The 23,567-nt window shown below is 43.0% G+C and carries 21 protein-coding genes; 16 read left to right on the top strand and 5 right to left on the bottom strand.

The features are described from left to right. Positions 1 to 375: 375 nt before the first annotated feature. The 3 genes from GFB48_RS01935 (at position 376) to GFB48_RS01945 (ending at position 4,397) form a co-directional block, all read left to right on the top strand. Positions 376 to 3,021, top strand: a complete 2,646-nt coding sequence (locus GFB48_RS01935; protein ID WP_163930594.1) for an Ig-like domain-containing protein — start codon at positions 376 to 378, stop codon at positions 3,019 to 3,021. Between the two features lie 85 nt (positions 3,022 to 3,106). Beyond that, positions 3,107 to 3,724: a porin family protein gene (locus GFB48_RS01940; protein ID WP_163930596.1), complete on the top strand. Its 618-nt coding sequence runs from the start codon at positions 3,107 to 3,109 to the stop codon at positions 3,722 to 3,724. Between the two features lie 172 nt (positions 3,725 to 3,896). Next, complete coding sequence (locus GFB48_RS01945; RefSeq protein WP_163930598.1) at positions 3,897 to 4,397, top strand: hypothetical protein; 501 nt, start codon at positions 3,897 to 3,899, stop codon at positions 4,395 to 4,397. Between the two features lie 12 nt (positions 4,398 to 4,409). On the opposite strand, the gene GFB48_RS01950 is transcribed toward GFB48_RS01945, so the two are convergent. Further along, on the bottom strand, positions 4,410 to 5,306 hold the full coding sequence (locus GFB48_RS01950; RefSeq protein WP_163930600.1) for a LysR family transcriptional regulator: 897 nt from the start codon (positions 5,304 to 5,306) through the stop codon (positions 4,410 to 4,412). 105 nt (positions 5,307 to 5,411) lie between these two features. Here GFB48_RS01950 and GFB48_RS01955 point away from each other — a divergent pair, with 105 nt between their 5' ends. The 3 genes from GFB48_RS01955 to GFB48_RS01965 all read left to right on the top strand — a co-directional run bounded on the left by GFB48_RS01955 (position 5,412) and on the right by GFB48_RS01965 (position 8,022). Next, complete coding sequence (locus tag GFB48_RS01955; RefSeq protein ID WP_163930602.1) at positions 5,412 to 6,341, top strand: hypothetical protein; 930 nt, start codon at positions 5,412 to 5,414, stop codon at positions 6,339 to 6,341. A 110-nt stretch (positions 6,342 to 6,451) separates the two neighbouring features. Then, a complete protein-coding gene (locus tag GFB48_RS01960) occupies positions 6,452 to 7,519 on the top strand; it encodes an NHL repeat-containing protein (protein WP_163930604.1) in 1,068 nt (355 codons plus the stop codon). Between the two features lie 71 nt (positions 7,520 to 7,590). Continuing rightward, on the top strand, positions 7,591 to 8,022 hold the full coding sequence (locus tag GFB48_RS01965) for a hypothetical protein (RefSeq protein ID WP_163930605.1): 432 nt from the start codon (positions 7,591 to 7,593) through the stop codon (positions 8,020 to 8,022). Between the two features lie 88 nt (positions 8,023 to 8,110). Here the strand turns inward: GFB48_RS01965 and GFB48_RS01970 are convergent, their stop codons facing one another. Continuing rightward, positions 8,111 to 9,220 carry an alpha/beta hydrolase gene (locus GFB48_RS01970; RefSeq protein WP_163930607.1) on the bottom strand — a complete coding sequence of 370 codons (1,110 nt, stop codon included), beginning with the start codon at positions 9,218 to 9,220 and terminating at the stop codon, positions 8,111 to 8,113. A 156-nt stretch (positions 9,221 to 9,376) separates the two neighbouring features. On the opposite strand from GFB48_RS01970, the gene GFB48_RS01975 reads away from it, so the two are divergent. Next, positions 9,377 to 10,063, top strand: coding sequence for a hypothetical protein (locus GFB48_RS01975; protein ID WP_163930609.1), 687 nt, complete (start codon positions 9,377 to 9,379; stop codon positions 10,061 to 10,063). 46 nt (positions 10,064 to 10,109) lie between these two features. On the opposite strand, the gene GFB48_RS01980 is transcribed toward GFB48_RS01975, so the two are convergent. Next, positions 10,110 to 10,688 (bottom strand): ACP phosphodiesterase, encoded by a 579-nt coding sequence (locus tag GFB48_RS01980; RefSeq protein ID WP_163930611.1) that lies wholly within the window; start codon positions 10,686 to 10,688, stop codon positions 10,110 to 10,112. A 139-nt stretch (positions 10,689 to 10,827) separates the two neighbouring features. Between GFB48_RS01980 and queA the strand changes: the two genes are divergently transcribed. The 5 genes from queA (at position 10,828) to secF (ending at position 16,378) form a co-directional block, all read left to right on the top strand. Then, positions 10,828 to 11,868 carry a tRNA preQ1(34) S-adenosylmethionine ribosyltransferase-isomerase QueA gene (gene queA / locus GFB48_RS01985; protein ID WP_163930613.1) on the top strand — a complete coding sequence of 347 codons (1,041 nt, stop codon included), beginning with the start codon at positions 10,828 to 10,830 and terminating at the stop codon, positions 11,866 to 11,868. A gap of 87 nt (positions 11,869 to 11,955) precedes the next feature. Next, positions 11,956 to 13,080 carry a tRNA guanosine(34) transglycosylase Tgt gene (tgt, locus tag GFB48_RS01990; RefSeq protein ID WP_163930616.1) on the top strand — a complete coding sequence of 375 codons (1,125 nt, stop codon included), beginning with the start codon at positions 11,956 to 11,958 and terminating at the stop codon, positions 13,078 to 13,080. 146 nt (positions 13,081 to 13,226) lie between these two features. Beyond that, complete coding sequence (gene yajC, locus GFB48_RS01995) at positions 13,227 to 13,559, top strand: preprotein translocase subunit YajC (protein WP_163930618.1); 333 nt, start codon at positions 13,227 to 13,229, stop codon at positions 13,557 to 13,559. Between the two features lie 17 nt (positions 13,560 to 13,576). Then, positions 13,577 to 15,421 (top strand): protein translocase subunit SecD, encoded by a 1,845-nt coding sequence (gene secD, locus GFB48_RS02000; RefSeq protein ID WP_163930620.1) that lies wholly within the window; start codon positions 13,577 to 13,579, stop codon positions 15,419 to 15,421. A gap of 9 nt (positions 15,422 to 15,430) precedes the next feature. Then, positions 15,431 to 16,378: a protein translocase subunit SecF gene (secF, locus tag GFB48_RS02005; protein ID WP_163930622.1), complete on the top strand. Its 948-nt coding sequence runs from the start codon at positions 15,431 to 15,433 to the stop codon at positions 16,376 to 16,378. A 202-nt stretch (positions 16,379 to 16,580) separates the two neighbouring features. Here the strand turns inward: secF and nagB are convergent, their stop codons facing one another. Both nagB and GFB48_RS02015 read right to left on the bottom strand, forming a co-directional pair. Continuing rightward, complete coding sequence (nagB, locus tag GFB48_RS02010; RefSeq protein ID WP_163930624.1) at positions 16,581 to 17,363, bottom strand: glucosamine-6-phosphate deaminase; 783 nt, start codon at positions 17,361 to 17,363, stop codon at positions 16,581 to 16,583. A 23-nt stretch (positions 17,364 to 17,386) separates the two neighbouring features. After that, the gene (locus GFB48_RS02015; protein WP_163930626.1) at positions 17,387 to 18,403 is read right to left on the bottom strand and encodes a LacI family DNA-binding transcriptional regulator; all 1,017 of its coding nucleotides are present in this window, start codon (positions 18,401 to 18,403) and stop codon (positions 17,387 to 17,389) included. Positions 18,404 to 18,641: 238 nt separating this feature from the next. On the opposite strand from GFB48_RS02015, the gene nagK reads away from it, so the two are divergent. From nagK to GFB48_RS02035, 4 genes are all read left to right on the top strand, one after another. Further along, positions 18,642 to 19,529 carry an N-acetylglucosamine kinase gene (gene nagK, locus GFB48_RS02020; protein ID WP_163930628.1) on the top strand — a complete coding sequence of 296 codons (888 nt, stop codon included), beginning with the start codon at positions 18,642 to 18,644 and terminating at the stop codon, positions 19,527 to 19,529. A gap of 12 nt (positions 19,530 to 19,541) precedes the next feature. Next, a complete protein-coding gene (nagA, locus tag GFB48_RS02025; RefSeq protein WP_163930630.1) occupies positions 19,542 to 20,657 on the top strand; it encodes an N-acetylglucosamine-6-phosphate deacetylase in 1,116 nt (371 codons plus the stop codon). 167 nt (positions 20,658 to 20,824) lie between these two features. After that, positions 20,825 to 22,135 (top strand): sugar MFS transporter, encoded by a 1,311-nt coding sequence (locus tag GFB48_RS02030; RefSeq protein WP_163930632.1) that lies wholly within the window; start codon positions 20,825 to 20,827, stop codon positions 22,133 to 22,135. Between the two features lie 216 nt (positions 22,136 to 22,351). Next, complete coding sequence (locus tag GFB48_RS02035; protein ID WP_163930634.1) at positions 22,352 to 23,335, top strand: porin; 984 nt, start codon at positions 22,352 to 22,354, stop codon at positions 23,333 to 23,335. The last annotated feature ends 232 nt before the right edge of the window (positions 23,336 to 23,567 follow it).

Raw genomic sequence — 23,567 nt, forward strand, 5'->3', positions numbered from 1 at the left:
CCCTAGTCATTTAGGCAAGCCCAATTAATAAATAAAGAGGGGCTAGGGCTGAAAGTTATTGCGGCCTTGCCTAAATTTCCCTGACTGTGCAGAACCTTAAAAAAGCTGAGGTTTAATTCGGTTTAATCATACATGACTCCTGGAGTACTTCTTGACTAACAGGAGGGAGTATTCGGTGCTGATCATTTTTATGAATGCATTTCAGGAATTAGCTTATAGCCTCAAATTATATTTGTAATTTATAGATAGCGAACCACTTTTTGACTGTATACGGTTATATGTACTTGATTTTTAACAAATTTCTATCCATTTTTTAAAGTTATTGTATCTTTAGGTCGTATTGTTCCTGAGTTGTTAATAGCTAAGGATTGAATAATGACAAAAAAGCACTATTTAGCGTTATCTTTGGTGTCCATGCTTGTGGCATGTGGCGGGGAAGATGAAGTTAATTTACCAATGGCCAATGCCGATCATCTAACATTGACGGATAATCAACCTATTTTGGCTCAGGTTTTGGCGAATGATAGCCGAGGTGACAGTTCTGCAATTGAACTTGATAAAATCTTAACTACTCCAAGTCAATCTGAAGTCGCCATTGTTGGCGATGCGATAAGTATTACCCCTAATGCAGATGCGACAGGTAAAGACTCCTTTGAATATCAGATCACCGACGGTGAGCAAACTAGCTCAGCAACAGTGACTGTTGTCTACACATCATCCCCAATTGCAATGGATGATATGGGAACGGTATTAAATGGGCAAGTTATCACCATCGATGCCATCGCAAATGATAGCGATTTAGATGGTGATGCGTTATCAATAATCAGCATTTCTGATGGTATCCATGGCCAAGCTTCGGTTGTAGATAACACAATTCAGTACTCGCCCAACGCAACAGCCTTGGGCAAAGAAATACTTACCTATGTAGTTTCTGATGGCTTGTTGACTACAGAAGCGACGATCACCATTGATTTACAGCAAAGCTTTACAATTAATGGTCAAGTTATAGAAACCCCTTATGTAGGGGATAAAGTATCTCTAGAAGTGCCAGGAACAACTTTTGATTCAACGATTCAACAAGATGGTAGTTACACTCTTGATGTTGTTGTGAGCTCACCAGACAGCCCAATAGTTTTAAACACTATAGCGGCAGATGGGAAAAATATTGATTACATTGATGTGGCAACCTACCTTGGGACTGCACAAGAAATCATTACTGGCTTAAATGATGAAAGAGTCGTGGCTAATGCAGACTTATCATACACCACTATGTCGAGTTATTTGTTTGCCACAGCAGGCTTGGGTAAGTCAGGGTTAAGCCAGTATGCCCACTTAAATGATTATACTATTGCAACAGAAAGTGTTGCAGAACAACTTACCTACCAATATGCAGCTTGGATTAAGTTACTTAACGAAGCCACATTAGATACAGCGCCCCCGCTACCATTTGGATTTTCTTCATTATCTAAGATGTTTGAATTGGCTGACGATACTGCATCAACCAAAGAAATTTGGGATAAATTCTTAAGCGAGGGATCGTACCTTTTCCAGAGTAATGGTTGGGGTTGGGACTTCCCTATGTTTAAGAGCATGCACCGTTTTGCCTTAGCTGCAATTGTTGAGAGAGAATCGCCGCAATTACTCACTAGTGCAATGGTCGCGAATAAGGAGTTCATTCTTTCAGATGTCGCTAGAGAAGGCTTATTTTCGGCTGATGGTTCAGGGTTAACATTTGCCGATGGTGTGTTCAGTAATAGCTTGGTTGGCTTGTACTCTCAGACGATAACAGGTGAATATAGCGTTACTGATAACGATGCATTGGTGTTGGGTAATCCTCTAGAGGGCTTTAATAGCTGGAATACTGGTTTTAATATTTACAGTGTTGATTATTTACGACGTGAATTATTAGAATATGGTTTTTCAAAATCCTATATTGATACCGTAGCAGCAGTTGCTCAGGAACAGTTTGACTTAGGTAATACTGTGTCTCTTGATCTTGCTCAGCATGCAGGTGAGACTAAATTACATATCATTGATACTGATATCTCTAATTATGAAATTGCTGAGGTTCAATATTCAGAAAGAGAGGTGTTCTTAGTAATTGATGGCGTTTCTACGGACTCATTTGGTAAAGAAGCTGTTGAAAAATGGGTTGATTACTATGTAATGGAATTCGATGTTGAGTCACTGTTTGCAGATAAAGACCTCAGCGAACTAGCGGGGAAATGGGTACTTAATACCCTGCAGGATACTGAATTCTATTTTAACAGTGTATATAACGCAGCTGTCGCTGATGTATTCATCATTTCAACGGAATCTAACCAAGTCACCAGTCAGCAATTTGGTGATAGTTACGAGGTGAGTCTAATTAATGGCGTATTATCTTTAACGAATGATAGTGTCCGTTATGATTTTGTACCCTACAAACAAAATGGCAAGTACTATAAAGCGAAATTCATAGTCACTGATGATGCTGGTGTTCGTTTTGGTGCTGTCGATTTAATTAAATTTGATGAATCAGCGGTGGCATTTGAGTCTAATTTAGTCACTGAATTCCCTTATGTATGGGCCGCAGACTTATTTGGCATAGGACCTCTATCACAAAGTGGTGACATGCCAGATTTAGAGGGGTTATGGGCTTATCAATTTAATAGTGATGGCACCATGAATAGAGGGATTAGTGGTAATTTGTGGGAGTATGGTTATTCCATACTTATGGGTGACAGTAATTATACTTGGGAATTAGTTGATGGTGTAATTGCTACTCAATCCATTCGTGAGCGTAAAGAAGACTATAGAACTTGGTTGCCGATTGCTATCGAAGAAGATGGATCTGTGTATGTATTAGAGCAGCACCTTCGCGGAGATGATGATTATTATGGTAATGGTGACGGGGTGGTAAGCCCAGATGAAGTGAAAGTATATTTCCCTTATCGAATAAATAAGCTTAGACAAATAGACCTATCTAACTATGGGGATGTTTGGGATGACTCTTACTCGAATTGGTTGAATAACCAGTAGTCTTATTTATAAATCAAAATTTGAGCCCTGATTATCAGGGCTTTTTAAAAATAAATAAAATAATTATTCTATAAGGATCTTTAGAATGAAAAAATATCTTATCTTACTTGCCGCATTAACTACTCTGTCCACGCACGTAATGGCTAAAACTGATAAAGTTAAAGCTACTGAAGTAGAAAATAAAGGCGCTGAGGGAGGCTTCTATATCGGTGCAATGTTAACTACTGCGACAATCGAGTTTAAAGCATCAAGTAAGCTATATCGCGAAGGCGATCCTACCGTTCTAACAGGTGTTGTTGGTTATGAATTTAACAAATATTTTGCCGTGGAAGGTCGTTATGGTGGGTCAGTTAGTGACGGAGATGTACCAGAAGATAGTGAAGGCTGGTGGATTACATATTACCCCGCAAAAATGAAAGTTGATAACGTGAAAGGTGTATACGCTAAACTGTCGTGGCCTATCAATGAAAAAATAACACCGTATGCGATCGTGGGCAGAACTTCAGGTGAGTTATCTTTTACTTATCCAGGCTATAACAACCATGTAACGGAAAAAGAGCCAGAATCATCAACAAGCTATGGTGCCGGTGTTAATTTAAATGTAAATAAACACCTTAGATTAGGGGTTGAATATACAAAGTACTTTAATATTGAAGAACTTAGAGCCTCTGGGTTATCTTTCGTGGCGAGCATCAAGTTTTAAATAGCGAGCTCAAGATTTACTAAGAAGTTTTGATAAGGTTTTGAAATTAAATCCGATTTTAAGTCGGATTTTTTCGTTTTGGAGTTATGAATCTTTTGCGATTGAACTGGTGAAAACAGTTTTTGCATTTCTTCATGTTTTTGTTTAATTTGAATTGCGGAGGGATAATTCTATGCGTTTGATAATATTATTTATTTTGTTGTTTGTTAGTGCTTGTGCGGTGCCGATTTCTGGCGAGCCAAAATTAAATTTATATAAGGGTAGTCAGGCACTGCCTTATCGTTTAGTGACTGACATTAAAGAGCCTGAGCAATTAACTAAGCTTCATCAATCATTGGCGCAACTGGGGTTTCGTAAGGCCTCTGCAGCAGACAGTCAAGTTCAGCGGGTGGCGGTTACTGTGACAGATCGGTCAAGTGATGTTAGCACCCCAAGGTGGCGCAGTTACACCGATGCTAACGGTTCGGTGCGAGTAGAGATAGATCCTGGGGCTTATAACACCATAAGAATGCATCAGTGGCATATTTTATTAGCATCTGCTCCTGGGCAATCATCAATAAAACCTTGGTCTATTGCTATCGAGATTTATGGAGCAGTAAATCAGCAACAAGCGATTGATTATTTTGCCAGTAGATTCATGCCCTCTAAGGTTAGCAAAACATCAACGCACTGAAGTAAACAGTCATTAAGCGCTTAGCTCTGCAGTTAAATGCTCGACCAAGTAATCAATAAACAATCGAGTATTTAACGAAATCTTGCTGTTGGCAGGGTAAAGCGCATTAATGTTGTGCTGAACCTTGCTAAAGGGGCTTAATACTGTTGTCAGTTGCTGGCGCATCTCTTGAGTAACCATAAAGTCGGGTACGCAGGCAATACCTAAGCCGCTGGCGGCGGCTTCTAATAGAGGCAAGCCATTGTTGCTGCGATAATTACCAGTCACTCTTATTGCTAACTCTTTACCTTGATCTTCAAAATACCAAAAACAATCCCTTTTAACGGTATTGGTGTAAAGCAAACAGTTGTGCTGCTCAAGGTCTGAGGGGTGCTGCAGACTTGGGGCATTGTTTAAATATTGGGGAGAGGCAACGGTGAGTAGCTTAGTTGTGCCTAGTACTCTGGAACGGTAATTGGAATCCTTTAAAGTGCCGATACGAATCGCCAGATCGTAGCCTTCTTCAATTAAATTGGTTTGCGAATCAGAGAAATTAAGTTGCATATTAATATCTGGATAGCGCTTTAAGAACCCTTGGATATGTTTGGTTAAGTACATCTGGCCAAAAGTAAATGGCGCAATAACTTTGAGGCTACCTTGGGGTTGTCCGCGTAATTTGTCGAGATCGTTTTCTATTTCTAAAAGTGTGTTTTTAAGTGTGCAACAGTGCTGGTATAGGCTTCTGCCTGCCTCTGTTAAGCTTAGGCTGCGGGTACTTCTTAATAACAGCTGCATACCCAATCGTGCTTCTAATTCAGTGATCTTTTTACTCACTAAAGACCGCGAAAGCTTGAGCTCATCTGCCGCCCTGGTAAAACTTTGGCAATCTACCACCAGTATAAATACCAACAAGTCGTCTATTTTTTGCATGATTAGTAATGTTTTGTAAACAGTGATTTTATTATTGGCTAGTTTATCGTGACTAATACCCTTTGTACAATTTGTAAAAATTGAACGCATAAGAAGGAATAAGTCGTGAAAGTTAATCATAAAATGTCGCTACTAGCAGTATCTCTAACGGCCACTTTATTGGCTGGTTGTAATAGTGATGATAACCAAACTGAGGTGGAAACCATCCCAGAAGCATATTTAACAAGTTCAGAAGTCGACTTTGCTAATTGCCGTGAAATCGCTGGTGGCATCACTGTGGCCAAATCTGCTTTAACAGCAAACATCCCAAGTGATGTGCCAGTATTCAGTTTGACTGATATGGGGTTTGTGTTTGATGGTTCAGACGACTTAGGGATGCTAATTGTACGCTCACTTAGTTGTGAAGCGGTGCAAGTGACCGACAGCGAAGGTAACCAAAACTTGGATGAAAATATTACTATTGTTCAAGTTGGCGCACCAATCGATACCAGTAACTTACCGGCTACGCATTTTAACTATGACGGCCACAATGGTGCAGATTTTAATATTTATACCCTTAACTACACCACCTCTTCACCAGCGTACTTTGGCGCATTAGAGCGTGCCGGTTTTAAAAATGCTTCGCTTAATACCAGTATTACAAATCAATTGGTGGATTTAGATCAAGAGCAATGCAGCAATGCTTATTTATCAGTGAATGTGCCTGATAGCGGTGATTATGGCTTAACCATTAGCGGCGAAGTGGTTGAGGCGACTGAGCAGTGTCATGTGGGCGGGGTTAATTTCATTGGTAACTGGTGGTCAAAACAAGATGCCAAAGTCGCGGTGATGAGCAATTTAGTTAATGACCAAACTTACACCGAAACAGCTGGTGCAAACGTGTTTGTCAGCAGTGTTGCAGGCAGCAAATTAAGCGAAATTATGGGCTCAACCATGACTCGATTCACCGGTTTTTCTGGTAGCGGATTTTTACCATCGGGTGGCTTAGGGGATGTCGATATGCATATTCAGGCGTTATCGGATTCAGGTTATTAGTCCGTTTAACTAAGTACTACAGGATTGAAAATCAGGTAGGTCAATGATTTGGCCTGCCTGTAAATATTAGGGTTACAGCGCTCGTTAATCAGCAATACAAGGAAAAGGTTATGAATACTAAAATCAGCGTACTAATGCTGTTGTTAATAGGTTTAACTGGGTGTGGTGGTAGCACAGATGAAACCTACCAAGATGATGGATACTCAAATATAGATCCAATTGGCAATAACAGTGGAGCTCTATTTGAGCAAGTTGGCAGTTGGGGCGAGCAATCTGATGCTGGCAGTGACTCAAGTGGTGGTGGCTATGGTTCAGGTGGCGGTTATGGCTCGGATGGTGGCTATGGCAGCGGCGGCACTGATACTGGATCGAGTAGTGACGCTTTAACTTTTAATAGCCCCAATGGTGTGGCGATTGATGATGATGGCAATATCTATATTACCGAGTTTGCGGGTAACAAGGTTTCTAAGTTTAATGCCCAAGGAGAAAGGCTAGCCAAATGGGGGGGAGCGGGGTCTGCCAATGGCGAGCTGTCTAACCCAACCGGTATCGCGATCGATAGCCAAGGCAATGTGTGGGTATCTGAAAGTGGTAATCACAGGCTGCAAAAGTTTACCGCAGATGGACAATGGTTAGCCACTATTGGGCAGCAAGGCAGTGGCGATGGTCAATTTTTATCGGCCATGGTCTTAGCGATCGATCACCTTGATAATTTGTATGTCACCGATTGGGGCAATGGCAGAGTGCAAGTGTTTGATGCCAATGGTGTATATCAAAGAAGTATTGCTACCCAAGGCACAGGTGATGGCCAACTGACTAACCCTACGGGCATTAAAATTGATGTCAATGACGTTCTGTGGGTGGTCGATCGTGGTAATGATCGCATTATGAAGTTCAGCTTAGATGGGACGTTTATCGAGCAGTTCGGCCAGTCCGGCTCTGCCGTGGGGCAATTACTGACCCCAACCAGTATTAACTTTGATGCCAATGGCAATTTTTACATTGCAGAGGTGGGTAACTCGCGGGTTCAAGGCTTTAATGAAATGGGAGAGTTACTGGGTGAGGTAGCTCCCGGTGAACTTGATAATCCCCATGGCTTAGCATTTGATGCTGAGGGTTTGCTGTACCTAACCGATACTGGCAACAGTCTAGTGAGAATCTTTAAAGAAGCTGATTAGTCATAAATAAATAGGGCAATGATTGCCCTATTTGATAGAGAAACAGAATATAGATAATAAAACGAGTTCTAATGACCAAGCACTTTAATAGCAAAATCCCACTTTGGGTAAATCTGTTTCAAGCATTACTTATTGCCATTATGTTTGGGCAAGCATATGTGTTTTATTTTGATCATCAAGCGATTGTTGATTCAGGGATTTCGATAGGGAGCAGTAGTGCAGATTTAAATTTACTTTATGAATTTGCTGCCAGAACGGCAACCATGGCAATAGTCTCGCTGATAGTATTACTATCTCAAAACCCGAGGTATTTTGTTGTTATTTTACTAATGAACCTGTTTCGTGAAGGGCAGGAAACCATCATAGATCCACTGTTTCCATTGTTAAATGCGCCGATGTCCCCTAGCGGTGACTTTGTTGCACACCTTGTTATTGTGGCGATCGAGCTTTGGGCGTTTATTACTGTGCTTAAAATAGTGAGAGCGCAAGATAAGACTAACTAATTGCTAGGTCACTCTATGTGGCTTAATTGCAGCCGCATAGAGTTACCTGTAAAGGACACTTAAAGTTTTATCTTTATAGCTTTTGCTCTTAAAGCTTCTGCAATAGGGCTAACTTATCTGAAAATCGTTTTTGCCAAAATGGATGGTCGGTACCGGCTATAGCACTTTTTTGTGCAGCAATGGCTTTATCTATTTGGTTATTGGCTTTATGCAAGTCCGCCAAGCTATTAAAAGCCATAAAGGCTTTAGGGTAGAGCTTAGTGGTGAAGTTAAGAGTGTTCACTGCCTGTGGATACTCTTGTGATTTAGCTAAGGTAATTAGTGAGGTAACAGGTTTTACCTCAAAGCCATATTTGACCGCGCTTAACTTTTTATAATGATTCACAATGGCCTGTGGCCCTTGCTTGGAAATGTCAGAATCGGCCGCCAGTGGAATATGGATATCATCAAATAAGCGCTCAATAGCGTTGGCTGTGGCGAGCACTGGCATACTCATATAGTAATTCTTTTCAAATAACTCACTGTGCCATTGCAGCTTGGTGTCAAGGGTGGCCAACTTTTCTAAAAGTTGATCATGGCTGGTGATTTGTCTTTGCTCATAATCGCTATTACCGCGAGAAATAAATAAAAATTTACCCTCAGGCAATTTTTCTAACTGATTAATATCTTTAATAATATTACCCGCATCCTGGCTCAAAATTGGGCTCGCGGCAAAATAAGCATTAAACAGGTGAGGCTTATTCAATAGGGTATACAGGCTAAAGGTGGCATTGCCAGTAAAGCCATTCAGAATACGATAACCATTGGTTCTAAAGCGTTTATCAATCTCGACTAATAGCTCGTTTTCGACCATGTCATAAAAGGCGTCGGTATTGCCGTCATCCCAGAAGCTGCTTTTTAGGTCACCTAGTTCTCTAGATTCTGTGCGGCTGGTAATAACTATCGTTTTTAACCAAGGCCAGTCACCGTTATGGCTCATCCAATCTTGCATACCATTAAGGTAATTGATTGAGCGTGGGTGGAAATCAAACAGCATTGGGTAGCGTTTATCGCTGTTCTCATACCCTTGGGGTAGGGCTGCTATTAATTGGATCGTTTCTTTTAAATGTTTGGATTTGACTTCAAACTGGACCAGATTATCTAAACCATAACTTGGCAAAGTGACCATTATTAGCATAAATGCAATCAGTTGTTTCATAACGCTTCCTTGAGTCTGTTTTATATTCAATATAAGCTGCTATCAAAATAAAAACAATGATTTAAGTATCAAGTTTCGAGAGCGGGCTGCGCCCTTCGAGATACGAGGCATTTAGAACTGAATTTTGTAAGTGTTAAATACAGGGAGTATGGGATAATGAAAGTGATGCCGTTGATTAGAAAAGTGCATAAATGGCTAGGGTTACTGCTTGGCTTACAAGTGATTTTTTGGGTGGGTGGTGGACTGATTATGTCGTCCATTCCACTTGAAATGGTGCATGGTAAGCACCTGCACGGGGATAAATCGTTAGCAAGGGTAACGGATCACAGTCAGTTGGCAGAAGTGCAGCCATTATTGGCAAAACACAGTGCTAATTCGGTACAAGTCTATCAAGTTGAAAATACCCCTGTGTATGAGATTGCTAATGGCAAACAACGCCACTTTTATAATGCGATCACCACTGAGCCATTCAATGGTGTAAACCAAGCGCAGTTAACGGCTATCGCCACTAGGTTGTATCAAAAGTCGGGCCAAATTAAAGCAGCCTACCCAGTCCCAGCCACTGCTGAAGCGATCGGTTTAAAAGGCACCATTTGGCGCATCGACTTTGATGACTGGATGAATACCAGTTTCTACCTTGCCCAAGAAAACGGTCAACTACTTCGAGTCCGCTCAGACCTATGGCGCATTTTCGACTTTGTGTGGATGCTGCACATCATGGACTATGAACATAGGGAAGACTTTAATAATCCACTACTGATCAGCTTCGCCGCCCTAGCATTACTGTTTAGTTTTTCTGGTGTTTGGTTGTTGCTGCCTTGGTTAAGAAGTATGAAAAGGTAGGGATATATTTTTAAGCTGCGCTTAGCTAAAAGAAAATATAGGATAATTAACCGTCTGTAAGACACGCCAAACTAAACCCCATTAATTCCTTATAAAACTCAAAAAACATTCCCTCAATTTCACTTTGATGGGTCATCACTTTATCGGCCACGTCGCTAAAGTAATTCGGTTTAGAAAAACGTCTTGATACGCCATTCATGGCTTTTAATATGCCTTCCATTTCGCGGTAGCTATTAAACCAGTCGTAGCGCTGCATATTGGGCAGAATATTGGCCAGTCGCTCAGGCACATCAGGGTGATTCAGGGCATTGTTATACACCTGCGCGCTAAACTGGGGCAGAGTTTGGTGGTGGTAGTGCTGCCAGTGTTTGGCGAGGCAGTGATCAAACAACAGATCAATCACAATGGGGGCAATGCGCGGGTTATTTAGGCTAAGTTGATTGCAGGCCTGTTTAAACAGTGGGTGAGCATCGGTAAATTTATCAATTTGGCGGTGCAGCAATACCCCTTGTTGCAACGAGGTTGGCAGGGATTCAATACTGCCACGGACAAAGTCACCGGCAAGGTTGCTGGTAATGTCGGTATTGGTGTGCCAAGCCAAATGGCAATGGGCGAGAAAGTTCATGCAATCATTTACCTTAATACTATTACTAACAGGCCCTAAGAGTGAGGCTAAGTCTTGATCTTAATACTTTTACTGCTAGACTAGCGACCCTTTGCTAGACCGTCTAGTTTTAAAGCTATTAATTGTAAAGAGAAAGCCCATGCAAGTTTCAGATTTTAGTTTTGACCTTCCTGATGAATTGATTGCCCGTTACCCAATGGCCGAGCGCCGTGGTTCGCGCCTTTTACAATTAACAGGTGCCACAGGCGAGCTGACCGATAAGCAATTTGCTGACATTCTTGATTGCGTGGAAGCGGGCGATCTGATGGTATTTAACAATACCCGTGTGATCCCGGCCCGTGTGTTCGCCCAAAAAGAAACCGGCGGTAAAATTGAAATCTTGGTTGAGCGTGTATTAGAGCACCAACGCATTTTAGCTCACGTACGTTCTAGCAAGTCGCCAAAGCCAGGCTCTAAAGTGATTTTACCGGGTGGTTACCAGATGACTATGGTATCTCGCCATGGGGCTTTATTCGAGCTTGAACTGCACGGTGAAGAGGGCATTTTAGAAGCCCTTGATAAAATTGGTCACATGCCATTACCGCCTTATATCGACCGCCCAGACGAAGACGCCGACTGGGAGCGTTACCAAACGGTTTACAACAAAACTCCAGGTGCGGTGGCGGCGCCAACCGCAGGTCTGCATTTTGATGAAGAGATGATGGCTGCGCTTGAAGCTAAGGGCGTACAAATTGAGTACGTGACTTTGCATGTGGGCGCCGGGACGTTTCAGCCGGTAAAGGTAGACAGCATTGACGATCACGTGATGCACAGCGAACAAGCCATTGTGCCGCAGCAAGTGGTAGATAAGGTTAACGCGACTAAAGCGGCGGGTAAGCGTGTGATTGCGGTAGGCACTACTTCGGTGCGTTCATTAGAGTCTGCCGCTAAGGCTTCAAACGGTGGCGAACTACAGCCTTTCCATGGCGATACCGATATCTTTATCTTCCCAGGTTACGAGTTTGGCGTGGTGGATGCCATGGTAACTAACTTCCACTTACCTGAATCAACCCTAATTATGTTAGTGAGCGCTTTTGCTGGCTTTGACAATACCATGAACGCCTATAAGCATGCGGTTAATGATAAATATCGCTTCTTTAGCTATGGCGATGCCATGTTTGTGACCAAGAAGCCGTTATAAACGATAATTTTTCGATACTATTGCCTCTCTTGGGCAATAGTATCAGCCCTACTCAAAGTTGGACTGTTTTTCTGACGAGGAAATTTTATGAAATTTGAATTACTAGCCAAAGATGGTCGCGCCCGCCGTGGTCGTTTAACGTTCGAACGTGGCGAAGTTGAAACCCCTGCGTTTATGCCTGTTGGTACCTACGGTACGGTTAAAGGTATGACCCCTGAAGAAGTGCGCCAAACCGGTGCTGACATTCTTCTTGGTAACACTTTCCACCTTTGGTTACGTCCAGGCACTGAAATCATGCAGCAACATGGTGACTTGCATGACTTTATGAACTGGCAGCGTCCTATTCTTACCGATTCAGGCGGTTTCCAAGTATTCTCTTTAGGCCATATCCGTAAGATCACCGAAGAGGGTGTGCATTTCCGTTCACCTATCAACGGCGAGAAGATTTTCCTAGATCCTGAAAAATCAATGGAAATTCAGTACCACCTAGGTTCTGATGTGGTGATGATTTTTGACGAGTGTACGCCTTACCCTGCAACTGAAGAAGAAGCGGCCAAGTCGATGCGCATGTCTGCGCGCTGGGCCCAGCGTTCTCGCGACGAGTTTGACCGTTTAGGTAACAAAAACTCGCTATTCGGTATTATTCAAGGTGGTGTCTACGAGCACCTGCGTGATGAGTCACTAGAAGTGCTAACCAGCATTGGCTTTGACGGTTACGCCATTGGCGGCCTAGCAGTTGGTGAGCCAAAAGAAGACATGCACCGCATCCTTGAGCACACTTGCCCTAAGATCCCAGAAGACAAGCCGCGCTACCTAATGGGTGTGGGTAAACCTGAGGACTTAGTTGAAGGTGTGCGCCGTGGTGTGGACATGTTTGACTGTGTAATGCCAACCCGTAATGCCCGTAACGGTCATTTATTTACCCATGAAGGAGTGGTTAAAATTCGTAATGCTAAGCATAAAACGGATACTTCACCACTGGATCCTGAGTGTGATTGTTACACCTGTAAGAACTACAGTCGTGCCTACCTGTACCACTTAGATAAATGTGGTGAAATTTTAGGTGCCCGCTTAAATACCATTCACAATCTGCGTTATTACCAAATTGTAATGAAAGGCTTACGCGATGCCATTGAAGCCGGCAAGTTGGATGAATTTGTGACTGAGTTTTATACAAAACAAGGTCGAGAAGTACCGCCACTAAAAGATTAATAAGCTATTCGCTTTAAAAGAGTCACATTCATTAGTAGAATGTGACTCTTTTTGTATGTTTTGACTTTTATTTTGGGGCAGCTGTCCCCATATACAAAACATCACGGTCAATAGTCGACGAACGATAACTTAATAAAGAGGTTACTATGTTTATTTCTAATGCTTATGCAAACGCAGCTGGCGCACCACAAGGTGGCGGCACAATGGAGCTAGTGATGATGCTAGCGATTTTTGGTTTGATCTTTTATTTCATGATCTACCGTCCACAAGCTAAACGTGTTAAAGAGCAAAAAAGCCTAATGGAATCAATGTCCAAAGGTGATGAGGTGCTAACTAACGGCGGTATCGTTGGTAAGATTGCTAAAATTTCTACTGACAACGATTACTTGGTATTGACTCTAAACGAAAATAACCAAGTCACCATCAAAAAAGATTATGTAGTGGCTATTTTACCTAAAGGCTCTATCCAGTCTCTATAAGCCTTGAGGGCAACAGCGTGTTAAATAAATATCCTTTATGGAAAAACCTTATGGTGGTGTTCATCATCGCCATGGGGGCGCTGTACGCATTGCCAAACATTTACGGTGAAGACTTTGCCGTTCAAGTTTCTGCAACCCGTACCAGCGAAGTGACCACAGATACTCTGGCTAATGTTAACAACGAGTTAGCCAAAGCCGGTATCGACATTAAAAGCGTCAAAATGGAAGACGGCACGATTGAAGTGCGCGTACTTGACGGAGATACCCAACTGCAAGCTAGGGAAGCATTGGCAGCGGCACTTGGTCGCCAATATGTTGTTGCCCTGAATCTTGCACCAACGACGCCAGAATGGCTAGAAGCCATTGGTGGTGGCCCAATGAAATTGGGTCTTGATCTGCGCGGTGGTATTCATTTCCTAATGGAAGTGGATATGGATGAAGCGGTATCTAAAGCCAAGAAGGGGATGATTACCTCTTTCCCAAGTGACTTACGTCAAGAGCGAATTCGTTATTCAGGCGTGAGCAGTTTTGGTGAAGGCATTATCATCAAATTCCGTGATGAAGCGCAGATGGATAAAGCTGAGTTCTTTATTAAGAATCGTTACAATCAATACCAAGTTAGCGAAGCTAAAGATGAAACGGCATTGCTAGTGGTAATGACCGATGATTACCTAAAGCAAATTCGTGACGAAGCGATTTCGCAAAATATTACTATTATTCGTAATCGTGTGAACGAGTTAGGTGTGGCTGAGCCTGTGGTTCAACGCCAAGGTGCTGAACGCATTGTGGTGCAACTTCCTGGTGTGCAAGACCCAACTCGCGCTAAAGAAATTTTAGGTGCTACCGCTACTCTTGAGTTTCGTTTAGTTGACACGGATACCGACCCCCGTGACGCTTTGGTTGGACGTATTCCAGCGAGTTCTGAATTGCATCAGCGCCGTGAAGGTGGTCCAGTTGTTCTAAAAAAATCAGTGATTTTAACCGGTGATCATATCACTGGTGCTCGGGCAGCCTTTGATGAAAATGGTCAGCCGCAAGTTAGCATTGATTTAGATGCTGAGGGCGGCACTAAAATGGCAGGTGCGACTAAAACTGCCATTGGTAAGCCTATGGCGACCCTATTCACTGAATATAAGCCTACTGGTGAAAAAGACGAAAATGGCCGTTCTAAGCTGCAAAAAATTGAAGAAGTAGTGTCCGTTGCGACTATTCAATCCCGTTTAGGACGCAGTTTCCGAATTACTGGTTTAGGCCACGCTGAAGCGCAAAACTTAGCACTATTATTACGTGCCGGTGCCCTAAAGGCGCCAGTACAAATTGTTGAAGAACGTACCATTGGTCCAAGCCTAGGTGCCCAAAACATTGAAAATGGTCTATCGGCCATGATTTGGGGCATGATAGTGGTGGTTATCTTTATGGCTATTTACTACCGTAGCTTTGGTCTGATTGCTAACCTAGCATTGGTGGTTAACCTGCTGCTGATTGTGGGCGTAATGTCGATGATCCCTGGGGCAACGTTAACCTTGCCAGGTATTGCCGGTATCGTATTGACCGTTGGTATGGCGGTGGATGGTAACGTGCTTATTTTCGAGCGTATTCGTGAAGAATTACAAGCAGGTCGCAGTGTGCAACGTGCCATTAGTGAAGGTTACGGTAACGCCCTATCAACCATTGCTGATGCCAACATCACCACCTTTATTACTTCTTTAATCCTATTTGCTGTGGGAACTGGTGCCGTAAAAGGCTTTGCGGTTACCCTTATGATAGGCATTGCAACCTCTATGTTTACTGCAATTGTGGCTTCTCGTGCCCTAGTAAACATTATTTGGGGTGGCAAGAATACTAACAAGCTTTCAATTTAGGGGTTAATCATGTTTCAAATTTTGAAGTTAAAAGAGACGGTTAACTTTCTTAAGCATGCCAAGGTAATCAGCTTACTATCGCTACTGCTAATCCTAGGATCTATCGGTTCTTTAGCGACTAAAGGTATTAACTGGGGATTAGATTTTACCGGTGGTACCGTCGTAGAAGTTGAGTTTAGCGAAAAAGCCGATCTTAAACTATTGCGTGAATCGTTAACGGCGCCAGAGGTTAATGGCGCCGTAGTACAGAATTTTGGTTCTTCTAAGGATGTGGTCGTACGCCTACCGGTTCGTGAAGAATTTAAGTCTGATGTGCAAGTTGCAGCCACTAAAGCTACCGTAATGAGCATTGATTCAGCCGCGGTGATTAAGCGTGTTGAGTTTGTGGGCCCACAGGTTGGCCGTGAGCTAGCCGAGCAAGGTGGTCTTGCGGTACTAGTGGCGCTTTTATGTATTTTGATGTACGTATCTATGCGCTTTGAGTGGCGTTTAGCTATGGGTTCTGTGGCAGCATTGGCGCACGACGTTATTGTTACTTTGGGTATTTTCTCGCTATTCCAAATCGAGTTCGATTTAACCGTATTAGCAGGGGTACTAACGGTTGTGGGTTACTCATTAAACGATACCATCGTTGTCTATGACCGTATCCGTGAGAACTTCTTAAAAATGCGTAAGGGCAGTTCTACGGATGTAGTAAACACTTCGATTACCCAGACGATGAGCCGTACCATTATTACTACATTAACCACGCTATTTGTTGTGACCGCGCTTTTCCTAAAAGGCGGTGCGATGATCCACGGCTTTGCTACGGCATTGTTAATGGGTATTTTAGTGGGTACTTACTCGTCAATTTACGTGGCTTCTTACCTAGCAATTAAACTCGGTATCGACCGTGAGCATATGCTGCCGGTAGAGATTGAAAAAGAAGGCGCAGACCAAGACGCGTTAATGCCTTAATCGCACTTTGTACGAAAGGGCGGACTTGGTCCAGTGAGGTCGCTGCGCTTCGAGATGACCGATTACGGACAAATACATTCCGTATTCTGTATTGCGAACGCAGTATTCGAATATAAAAAAGGTTGCTTGTTAGCAACCTTTTTTATAACAGGCTTTTCGACTTTTCACTTTAGCAACACAGTGGCGTGCTAAATCAGTACCATTAATCGGTTTCTAATTTTCGTTGTTGTTTCTCAATGAACTGATAAAAGTCTTTATTGGTTAGCTTAGTGGCGGCTGCCTCATCAATCACAATAATGGCATCTTGGTGCATTTGCAGTGCTGAGGCTGGGCACATGGCTGAAATTGGTCCCTCGACTGTCGCCGCAATGGCATCGGCTTTGCTTTCACCAGTTGCCAGTAATAACACCTGTTTCGATTCCATTATGGTACCTATGCCCATTGTGATCGATAGCTCAGGCTGGTATTCATTTTCTGCAAAAAAGCGAGCATTATCATCAATCGTGGCTTGAGTAAGGGTTTTTACTCGCGTTCGAGATGCCAGTGAAGAGCTGGGCTCGTTAAAACCAATATGGCCATTTCGGCCAATACCTAGTAGCTGTAGATCAATGCCACCGGCGTGGGTTATGGCTTGTTCGTAGTCGCTGCCAGCTTGCTTGGGATTAGGGTGCATACCGTTGGGTACATGGGTGTTTTTAATATTGATATCAATGTGATTAAACAACTGTTCATTCATAAAGTAACGGTAGCTTTGGTTATGGCTTGCTGCTAACCCAAGGTATTCATCAAGGTTAAAACTGGTTGTTTGTTTAAAAGATACCTGACCTGCCTTGTTGGCTTTGATGAGTTCTTTATAAAGGTTTACTGGAGTCGAGCCAGTTGCCAGTCCAAGCACAGAAGCGGGCTTTTGGGCAATTTGTTTCACAAAAAGCTGAGCTCCGTAGTGGGCAACGGCTTGAGCATCTTTCAAAATTACAACGCGCATGACTATTTCCTAATGATTGTGGGCTAACTGGCTTTTGCACTTGAGCCTCGATAGATGGGCATTGGCTCAAACACTTTAGTAAGTGTAGTGCCGTTACCCTTTAAGTTTTCAATTAATAATTGGGTTGATGTTTGTGCGATTTGCGCAGTGGGCTGATCCATAGTGGTCAATTCTGGCCAGGTTTGCTGTGAGAACGGTGAATTCTCAAAGCCAACTATGGAAATGTCATCGGGAATATTGACCCCTTCCAACCTTAAAGCGAATAATGCACCAGCGGCAATTTCATCGTTACAAGCCACAATAGCGGTTGGCCTTTGCTTTAGCTTCAATAATTTGCGGGCATTTTCTGCACCAGAATTAAACGAATATTTACCCTCAAAAATATTGTTTTCATTAATAGCTAATCCAGAGCTTTTAAGCGCATGACGGTAACCATTGAGGCGCTCTGGGGTGGATTGGTGATGGAACTCACCACAGAAAAAGGCAATGTCTTTATGACCGAGCTCAATCAAATGTTCGGTAAGAGTTTGCGCACTGTGATAATCGTCCACCATGATGGTGACTTGCTTAGAGTCACTCATGGTATTGCCAGCAATGATCCGTGAATAGGGGATATTGGCTTCATCTAAGGCTTGCAGTATTTCCGAACTCTCAGAAATTGGCGGCGCCAAAATAAGCCCAGAGAGTTTCGACTTGGTCACTAACTCTACCAGCTCAGTTTTAATATTCGGCGAGCTAAATTGACAAGGGTGGATCAGCAGTTCATACCCCTGCGCTTGGCACTCGGCTAAAATACCCTTTTGCATATCGACAACATAATAGGCATTGGGGTTATCGTAGACAAAACCAATTACATAAGATTTAGTACCGGCGAGAGAGCGAGCTGCGGCATTGGGTTGGTAGTTTAAGGTTTTTATGGCAGCAGTAACCTTTTCTAAGGTAGCGGCTTTAACCGAACCTTCTTTATTAATCACTCTAGAAACAGTTTTAAAAGATACTCCTGCTTCTTTGGCGACATCTTTAATGGTTACTTTTCTCATGAATAAAACAGTAATTCGTTGTAAAACTTAAGTCTGTAAGCCCTGTTTTTGTTGTCTTAATTACAGGTAATGACTTCAAGTTGGGAAACATTAATGTGATTGCGTAGAGCATTTTTGTCAACGGTGGCATAAATTTATAGATTTATAATTAATTGACATGTTAGTGTTATATTAACATGACAGCGCTGTCATTGCTATTGGGCGGCTGCTTATCATCAAGGTAATAAAAGTTTAAAATATGAATAAAACAGCAAACCAATGGTTTATTGGTGTTGATGGCGGCGGCAGTAAATGCAAAGCTGTTGTCTATTCCAAGCAAACTGGCATAGTAGGCGAAGGTCTAGCGGGGCGCGCTAATCCCCTCTATGGATTAGAACAAGCCTTTGATTCTATAAATAGTTCTATTTTTGCAGCGATTAAACAAGCGGATTTGTCAAGGGAACAAACTAAACAAGCGGTTGTCGGTATGGGTCTGGCTGGAGTTAATGTGCCTAATTATTATCAAGCGATTAGCGATTGGAAGCATGACTTTAATGCCTTTTACCTTACTACCGACTTAGATACTGCATGTTTAGGGGCCCATAATGGCGCGGATGGTGCGGTGATCATTAGCGGCACTGGCTCCTGTGGTTATGCCAAGGTTGGGGAGCAATCGTTGTTACTTGGTGGCCACGGCTATGCCCTTGGTGATCAAGGCAGTGGCGCTTGGTTGGGCAAGCAAGGATTGACCCAGGTGCTGTTAGATCTCGATGGTTTAGGCCCGAAAACATCCTTAACCCAAGCGGTGTTGACGGAACTTAACCTTGCTGATCAAATCGCTATTGTTGAGTTACTGGCAAATGCCCCATCTAGTGAAGTGGCTAAATTATCCAAGGTAGTGATTGAGCAGGCGCGCGCAGGTGATGCGGTTGCTGATGCTATTGTGCAGCAGGGAGCGGATTACTTATCCAATCTTGCCCGTAAATTGTTTGAACTTAATCCATCACGTTTTTCAATGATAGGTGGGGTCAGTGAGCCCATTACTCCTTGGTTGGGTGACGATATTAAAAAACAGTTGCAACCTTGTCTTTCTCCCCCTGAAATGGGGGCGATTTTCTATGCTCAGCGTAGAGCAAAACTTTGTTAAAGGATGATTTTCATGGCTAATTATATCGCCGAACGTTTTTTTGATGGCGAACAATATTTTACTGATTATCCATTTTCCGTTATAGGCGGAAAAATCGCTGCCACGATAGAGGTTGACTCTGAGGCAAAAAAAATCGCAGGCTTAGTGGTACCTGGCTTTATCGATGTGCAAGTCAATGGTGGTGGTGGGGTACTACTCAATACTTGTTCTAGTATCGAGCAGCTGCAAATTATGATTGCCGCCCACCAGCAATTTGGAACCACTGCACTGATGCCAACACTTATCACCGATGACATTGAAGTAATGGAGCAAGCTGCAGATTTGATTGCGAAGGCTATTAAAGAGCGAGTACTGGGTGTTGTGGGTATTCATTTTGAAGGACCGCATTTATCTGTGCCTAAAAAGGGCGTACACAGTGAGCAGTATATCCGGCCATTATCCAGTCGAGAGCTGGCGGTATTTAGTCGTCGCGATCTTGGGGTGAAAATGGTCACCCTTGCCCCTGAAAACGTTTCTGCCGATGCTATTAAGCAACTTGTGGATGCAGATGTGAAGGTATGTATTGGTCACTCTAATGCTGACTATCAAACTACCAAAGCCGCGCTAGAGGCGGGAGCCAGTGGCTTTACCCATCTATTTAATGCGATGTCGGCGATGGATTCTCGAGCACCAGGTGTGGTAGGTGCCGCCCTTGAGTGTCCTGATTCTTGGTGTGGCATTATTATTGATAATCACCATGTCCACCCTATCACCGCTAAGGTAGCGATTGCCGCTAAAGCCAAGGGTAAAATGATGCTAGTGACCGATGCTATGCCGCCAGTTGGGCAGGATGATAACGCCAGCTTTGAATTATTTGGCCGCCAAGTCATTAGGCAAGGGGATAAGCTTACTGCTCCAACAGGTGAGCTCGCCGGCTGTGTACTGGATATGGCCAGTGCCGTGCGTAATACCATTAAAGATGTGGGTTTAACAGAAGTGGAGGCCCTACGCATGGCAAGTTTGTACCCTGCTCAGTTTTTAGGATTGGATACGAAAGGCCATCTAAAAGTCGGAGCAGATGCTGACTTTGTCGTACTAGATAATAATTATCAAGTGATCGCTAACCATACCCATAGCGATTGGGTTTAAAGGCAAATCTGGGCTCTGAATAACCTTTTATTTGGTGGCAGTTATTTTATATTTGGAGCAAATAGTCAAGCGCTAATGCAAGTGGTTGCTTTAGTGTTTGTTCAATGGGTATTCTTGTACCTGCTTTATAAGAAAAATATATTTATTAAATTTTAAAGGGATATCTTATGACGGTTGCGAGTCAACAATTATCGTTCGGCCAGCGTTACGCGCCGCTGGCGATTATCGGCCTGCTATTTTTTATTTTTGGATTTATTACCTGGTTAAACGGGGCGTTAATTCCTTATCTGCAGATTATTTGTGAGCTATCAGAGTTACAGTCTTTGTTTGTTACTTTTGCCTTTTACTTTGCTTACACTGTGATGGCGCTGCCTATGTCTATGGTGCTTAAGCGTACCGGCTACAAAAACGGTATGGCCTTAGGTATGGCGATTATGGCGGTGGGAACCTTAGCCTTTATTCCAGCAGCATTATCAGCACAGTACTGGGTGTTCTTAATGGCGCTATTTGTCGTGGGTTCAGGCTTAACCATTATTCAAACGGCATCAAACCCATACCTTGTGCATATGGGCTCGAAAGAGCGCGCGGCGATGCGTATTAGCATTATGGGGCTTTTGAATAAGTTTGCTGGTGTGATTGTTCCTGTGGTGTTTACCATGATTGTGATGGCTGACCTTGGTGGCATAACCGTTGAAACGGTAAGCGCGCTAACCGGTGAAGCCAAGCAAGCTAAAGTGGAAGAGTTATCCCAGCGCTTAGTTGCTCCTTATCTATACCTTGCCGCTATTTTAGCGGTACTGGTATTGGTGATAAAGTTCTCTGGGTTACCTGAAATTGAGATTGAAGAAGAGGGTAGTGATAAAAGCAGTGACTCTATTTTAGCTCACCCGCAAGCCATCTTAGGGGCATTTGCACTGTTTTGTTATGTCGGCGTTGAGGTGATTGCTGGCGACACTATTGGCCTTTATGGCTCTAAACTTGGGCTGTCTAACTTTGCTTCTTTAACCTCATACACTATGGCCTTTATGATGATAGGTTATGTGATTGGTGTGACCTGTATTCCTAAGTTTATTAGCCAGCAGCAAGCACTGTTAGGCTCTGCTATTGCGGGCTTGCTGTGTATTGTGGGCATTATTTTAGCTTCAGAGCAAAGCCATGGTATTTCCCAAGTACTATGGGGCTGGACTGGGGTGGCGACCATTCCTAACTCGGTGACGTTTGTGGCATTAATGGGCTTGGCCCATGCCTTAGTATGGCCTTCAGTATGGCCATTGGCTTTAGACGGCCTAGGCAAGCTAACCGCGAAAGGCTCGGCGTTATTAATTATGGGTATTGCCGGTGGCGCTATCTTACCATTGGTGTTCGGTTTTCTTGTTGAAGCCTATAGCTCTATGCAACTTGCATATATTATTGGTTTACCTTGTTATGGCTTTATCTTGTTTTATGCCCTAAAGGGCCACAAGATGCGCAGCTGGTAAGATTTAAGTCATGAAAAAGGCTCCTTAGGGGGCCTTTTTTGTTGCTGTGGCTTTTGTTTTTTGTGGGTTATTTGCAGCTTGCCTGTTAAGGTTTTGCTGTGATCTTTTGGGGGAGCTTACTAAAACTGTGAATTGAAACATAATTGTCATATTCAATCTGCAAACTTCAAATCAACCAAGCCAAGGGGCTTTATTGATTTTGTTTAGGATTGAAAAATGAACCTATTTACTAAAACGGCGGTGTCTGCAGCGCTAGCAACAACATTTCTTTCAGCGGGTGTGCAAGCTGAGTCGGTTAAAGTTTACGGTAAATTAAACGTATCTGTGCAGTCACAGGATGCTGCGGCTAGTGATCAAACCGCCATCCAGTCAAATGCTTCACGTCTAGGGGTAAAGGGAAACTTCGATTTAGGTAACGGCTTAACTGCGATTTACCAAATTGAGTACGAAGTGGATACCGGCTCAGAATCAAAAGAAAACTTTAAGGCTCGTAATCAGTTTGTAGGCTTAACGGGTAACTTTGGTCAAGTGACTGTCGGTCGTCAAGACACCATGCTAAAAGTGTCCCAAGGTAAAGTCGACCAATTCAATGACTTAGCGGGGGATTTAAAGACCCTATTTAAAGGCGAAAACCGTCTTAACCAAACCCTAAATTATGTTTCTCCAAAATTTGCAGATATCGCTCAAGTGGGTGTGACTTATGTGGCCGATGGCGATGCCGATCAGAAAGTAAACGGCATGAATGAGAAAGTTGGTGGTTTATCTTCAACCCTGATGTTTGGTGATGCAGGCCTTAAAAAGAAAAGTTACTACGCCTCAGTTGCCTATGATTCAACGGTAAAAGCTTACGATATTATCCGTGCTACTGGTCATGTAAAAGTAGGTGCTTTAAAGCTAGGCGCTATGGTGCAGCAACAGAACAAGCATGAAACTTTCAGCGATTCAATCAAGGTGCCAGCAACCGACAAGCAAAGCGGTTATTTAGTGAGTGCGGCTTACTCAATTACTGAAGCCTTAGCTGTGAAAACCCAATACCAGAATATGCAAAATGGCAACTTAGCGGATTTAGAGGCGCTGTCATTTGGTGCCGATTACCAGCTAGCCAAAACAACTAAGCTTTATGGCTTTTACACCAAGCGCGACAATGTTGCGGCTAAAAACGACAATGTATTTGGCTTGGGTATTGAGCAAAAGTTCTAAAATTAACTTTCAAACTAAAGCGCCTGAGGGCGCTTTTTTTGTCTCTAAAATTCATTAATGGTGACCAAAAAATTTACGCCATGGGCTATAGCAGGTAACGCCATTGTGGTTAATGTTTCTGAAAGGTTTTGGTGATGGTTAATTTTTATTTCTACTCGTAATAAAATTGAAATATAAGGTTGTGATAATTGTCACAACTTTTGAGACGCCATATTGGCAAAAATTCAGGACA

It is taken from the genome of Paraferrimonas sp. SM1919 (assembly GCF_010993985.1).
GTDB lineage: Bacteria > Pseudomonadota > Gammaproteobacteria > Enterobacterales > Shewanellaceae > SM1919.

Bases quoted from the DNA above. Each gene is read 5' to 3' on its own strand.
- GFB48_RS01935 (WP_163930594.1), top strand. From the start codon at position 376: ATGACAAAAAAGCACTATTTAGCGTTATCTTTGGTGTCCATGCTTGTG.
- GFB48_RS01940 (WP_163930596.1), top strand. From the start codon at position 3,107: ATGAAAAAATATCTTATCTTACTTGCCGCATTAACTACTCTGTCCACG.
- GFB48_RS01945 (WP_163930598.1), top strand. From the start codon at position 3,897: ATGCGTTTGATAATATTATTTATTTTGTTGTTTGTTAGTGCTTGTGCG.
- GFB48_RS01950 (WP_163930600.1), bottom strand. From the start codon at position 5,306: ATGCAAAAAATAGACGACTTGTTGGTATTTATACTGGTGGTAGATTGC.
- GFB48_RS01960 (WP_163930604.1), top strand. From the start codon at position 6,452: ATGAATACTAAAATCAGCGTACTAATGCTGTTGTTAATAGGTTTAACT.
- GFB48_RS01965 (WP_163930605.1), top strand. From the start codon at position 7,591: ATGACCAAGCACTTTAATAGCAAAATCCCACTTTGGGTAAATCTGTTT.
- GFB48_RS01970 (WP_163930607.1), bottom strand. From the start codon at position 9,220: ATGAAACAACTGATTGCATTTATGCTAATAATGGTCACTTTGCCAAGT.
- GFB48_RS01975 (WP_163930609.1), top strand. From the start codon at position 9,377: ATGAAAGTGATGCCGTTGATTAGAAAAGTGCATAAATGGCTAGGGTTA.
- GFB48_RS01980 (WP_163930611.1), bottom strand. From the start codon at position 10,688: ATGAACTTTCTCGCCCATTGCCATTTGGCTTGGCACACCAATACCGAC.
- queA (WP_163930613.1), top strand. From the start codon at position 10,828: ATGCAAGTTTCAGATTTTAGTTTTGACCTTCCTGATGAATTGATTGCC.
- tgt (WP_163930616.1), top strand. From the start codon at position 11,956: ATGAAATTTGAATTACTAGCCAAAGATGGTCGCGCCCGCCGTGGTCGT.
- yajC (WP_163930618.1), top strand. From the start codon at position 13,227: ATGTTTATTTCTAATGCTTATGCAAACGCAGCTGGCGCACCACAAGGT.
- secF (WP_163930622.1), top strand. From the start codon at position 15,431: ATGTTTCAAATTTTGAAGTTAAAAGAGACGGTTAACTTTCTTAAGCAT.
- nagB (WP_163930624.1), bottom strand. From the start codon at position 17,363: ATGCGCGTTGTAATTTTGAAAGATGCTCAAGCCGTTGCCCACTACGGA.
- GFB48_RS02015 (WP_163930626.1), bottom strand. From the start codon at position 18,403: ATGAGAAAAGTAACCATTAAAGATGTCGCCAAAGAAGCAGGAGTATCT.
- nagK (WP_163930628.1), top strand. From the start codon at position 18,642: ATGAATAAAACAGCAAACCAATGGTTTATTGGTGTTGATGGCGGCGGC.
- nagA (WP_163930630.1), top strand. From the start codon at position 19,542: ATGGCTAATTATATCGCCGAACGTTTTTTTGATGGCGAACAATATTTT.
- GFB48_RS02030 (WP_163930632.1), top strand. From the start codon at position 20,825: ATGACGGTTGCGAGTCAACAATTATCGTTCGGCCAGCGTTACGCGCCG.
- GFB48_RS02035 (WP_163930634.1), top strand. From the start codon at position 22,352: ATGAACCTATTTACTAAAACGGCGGTGTCTGCAGCGCTAGCAACAACA.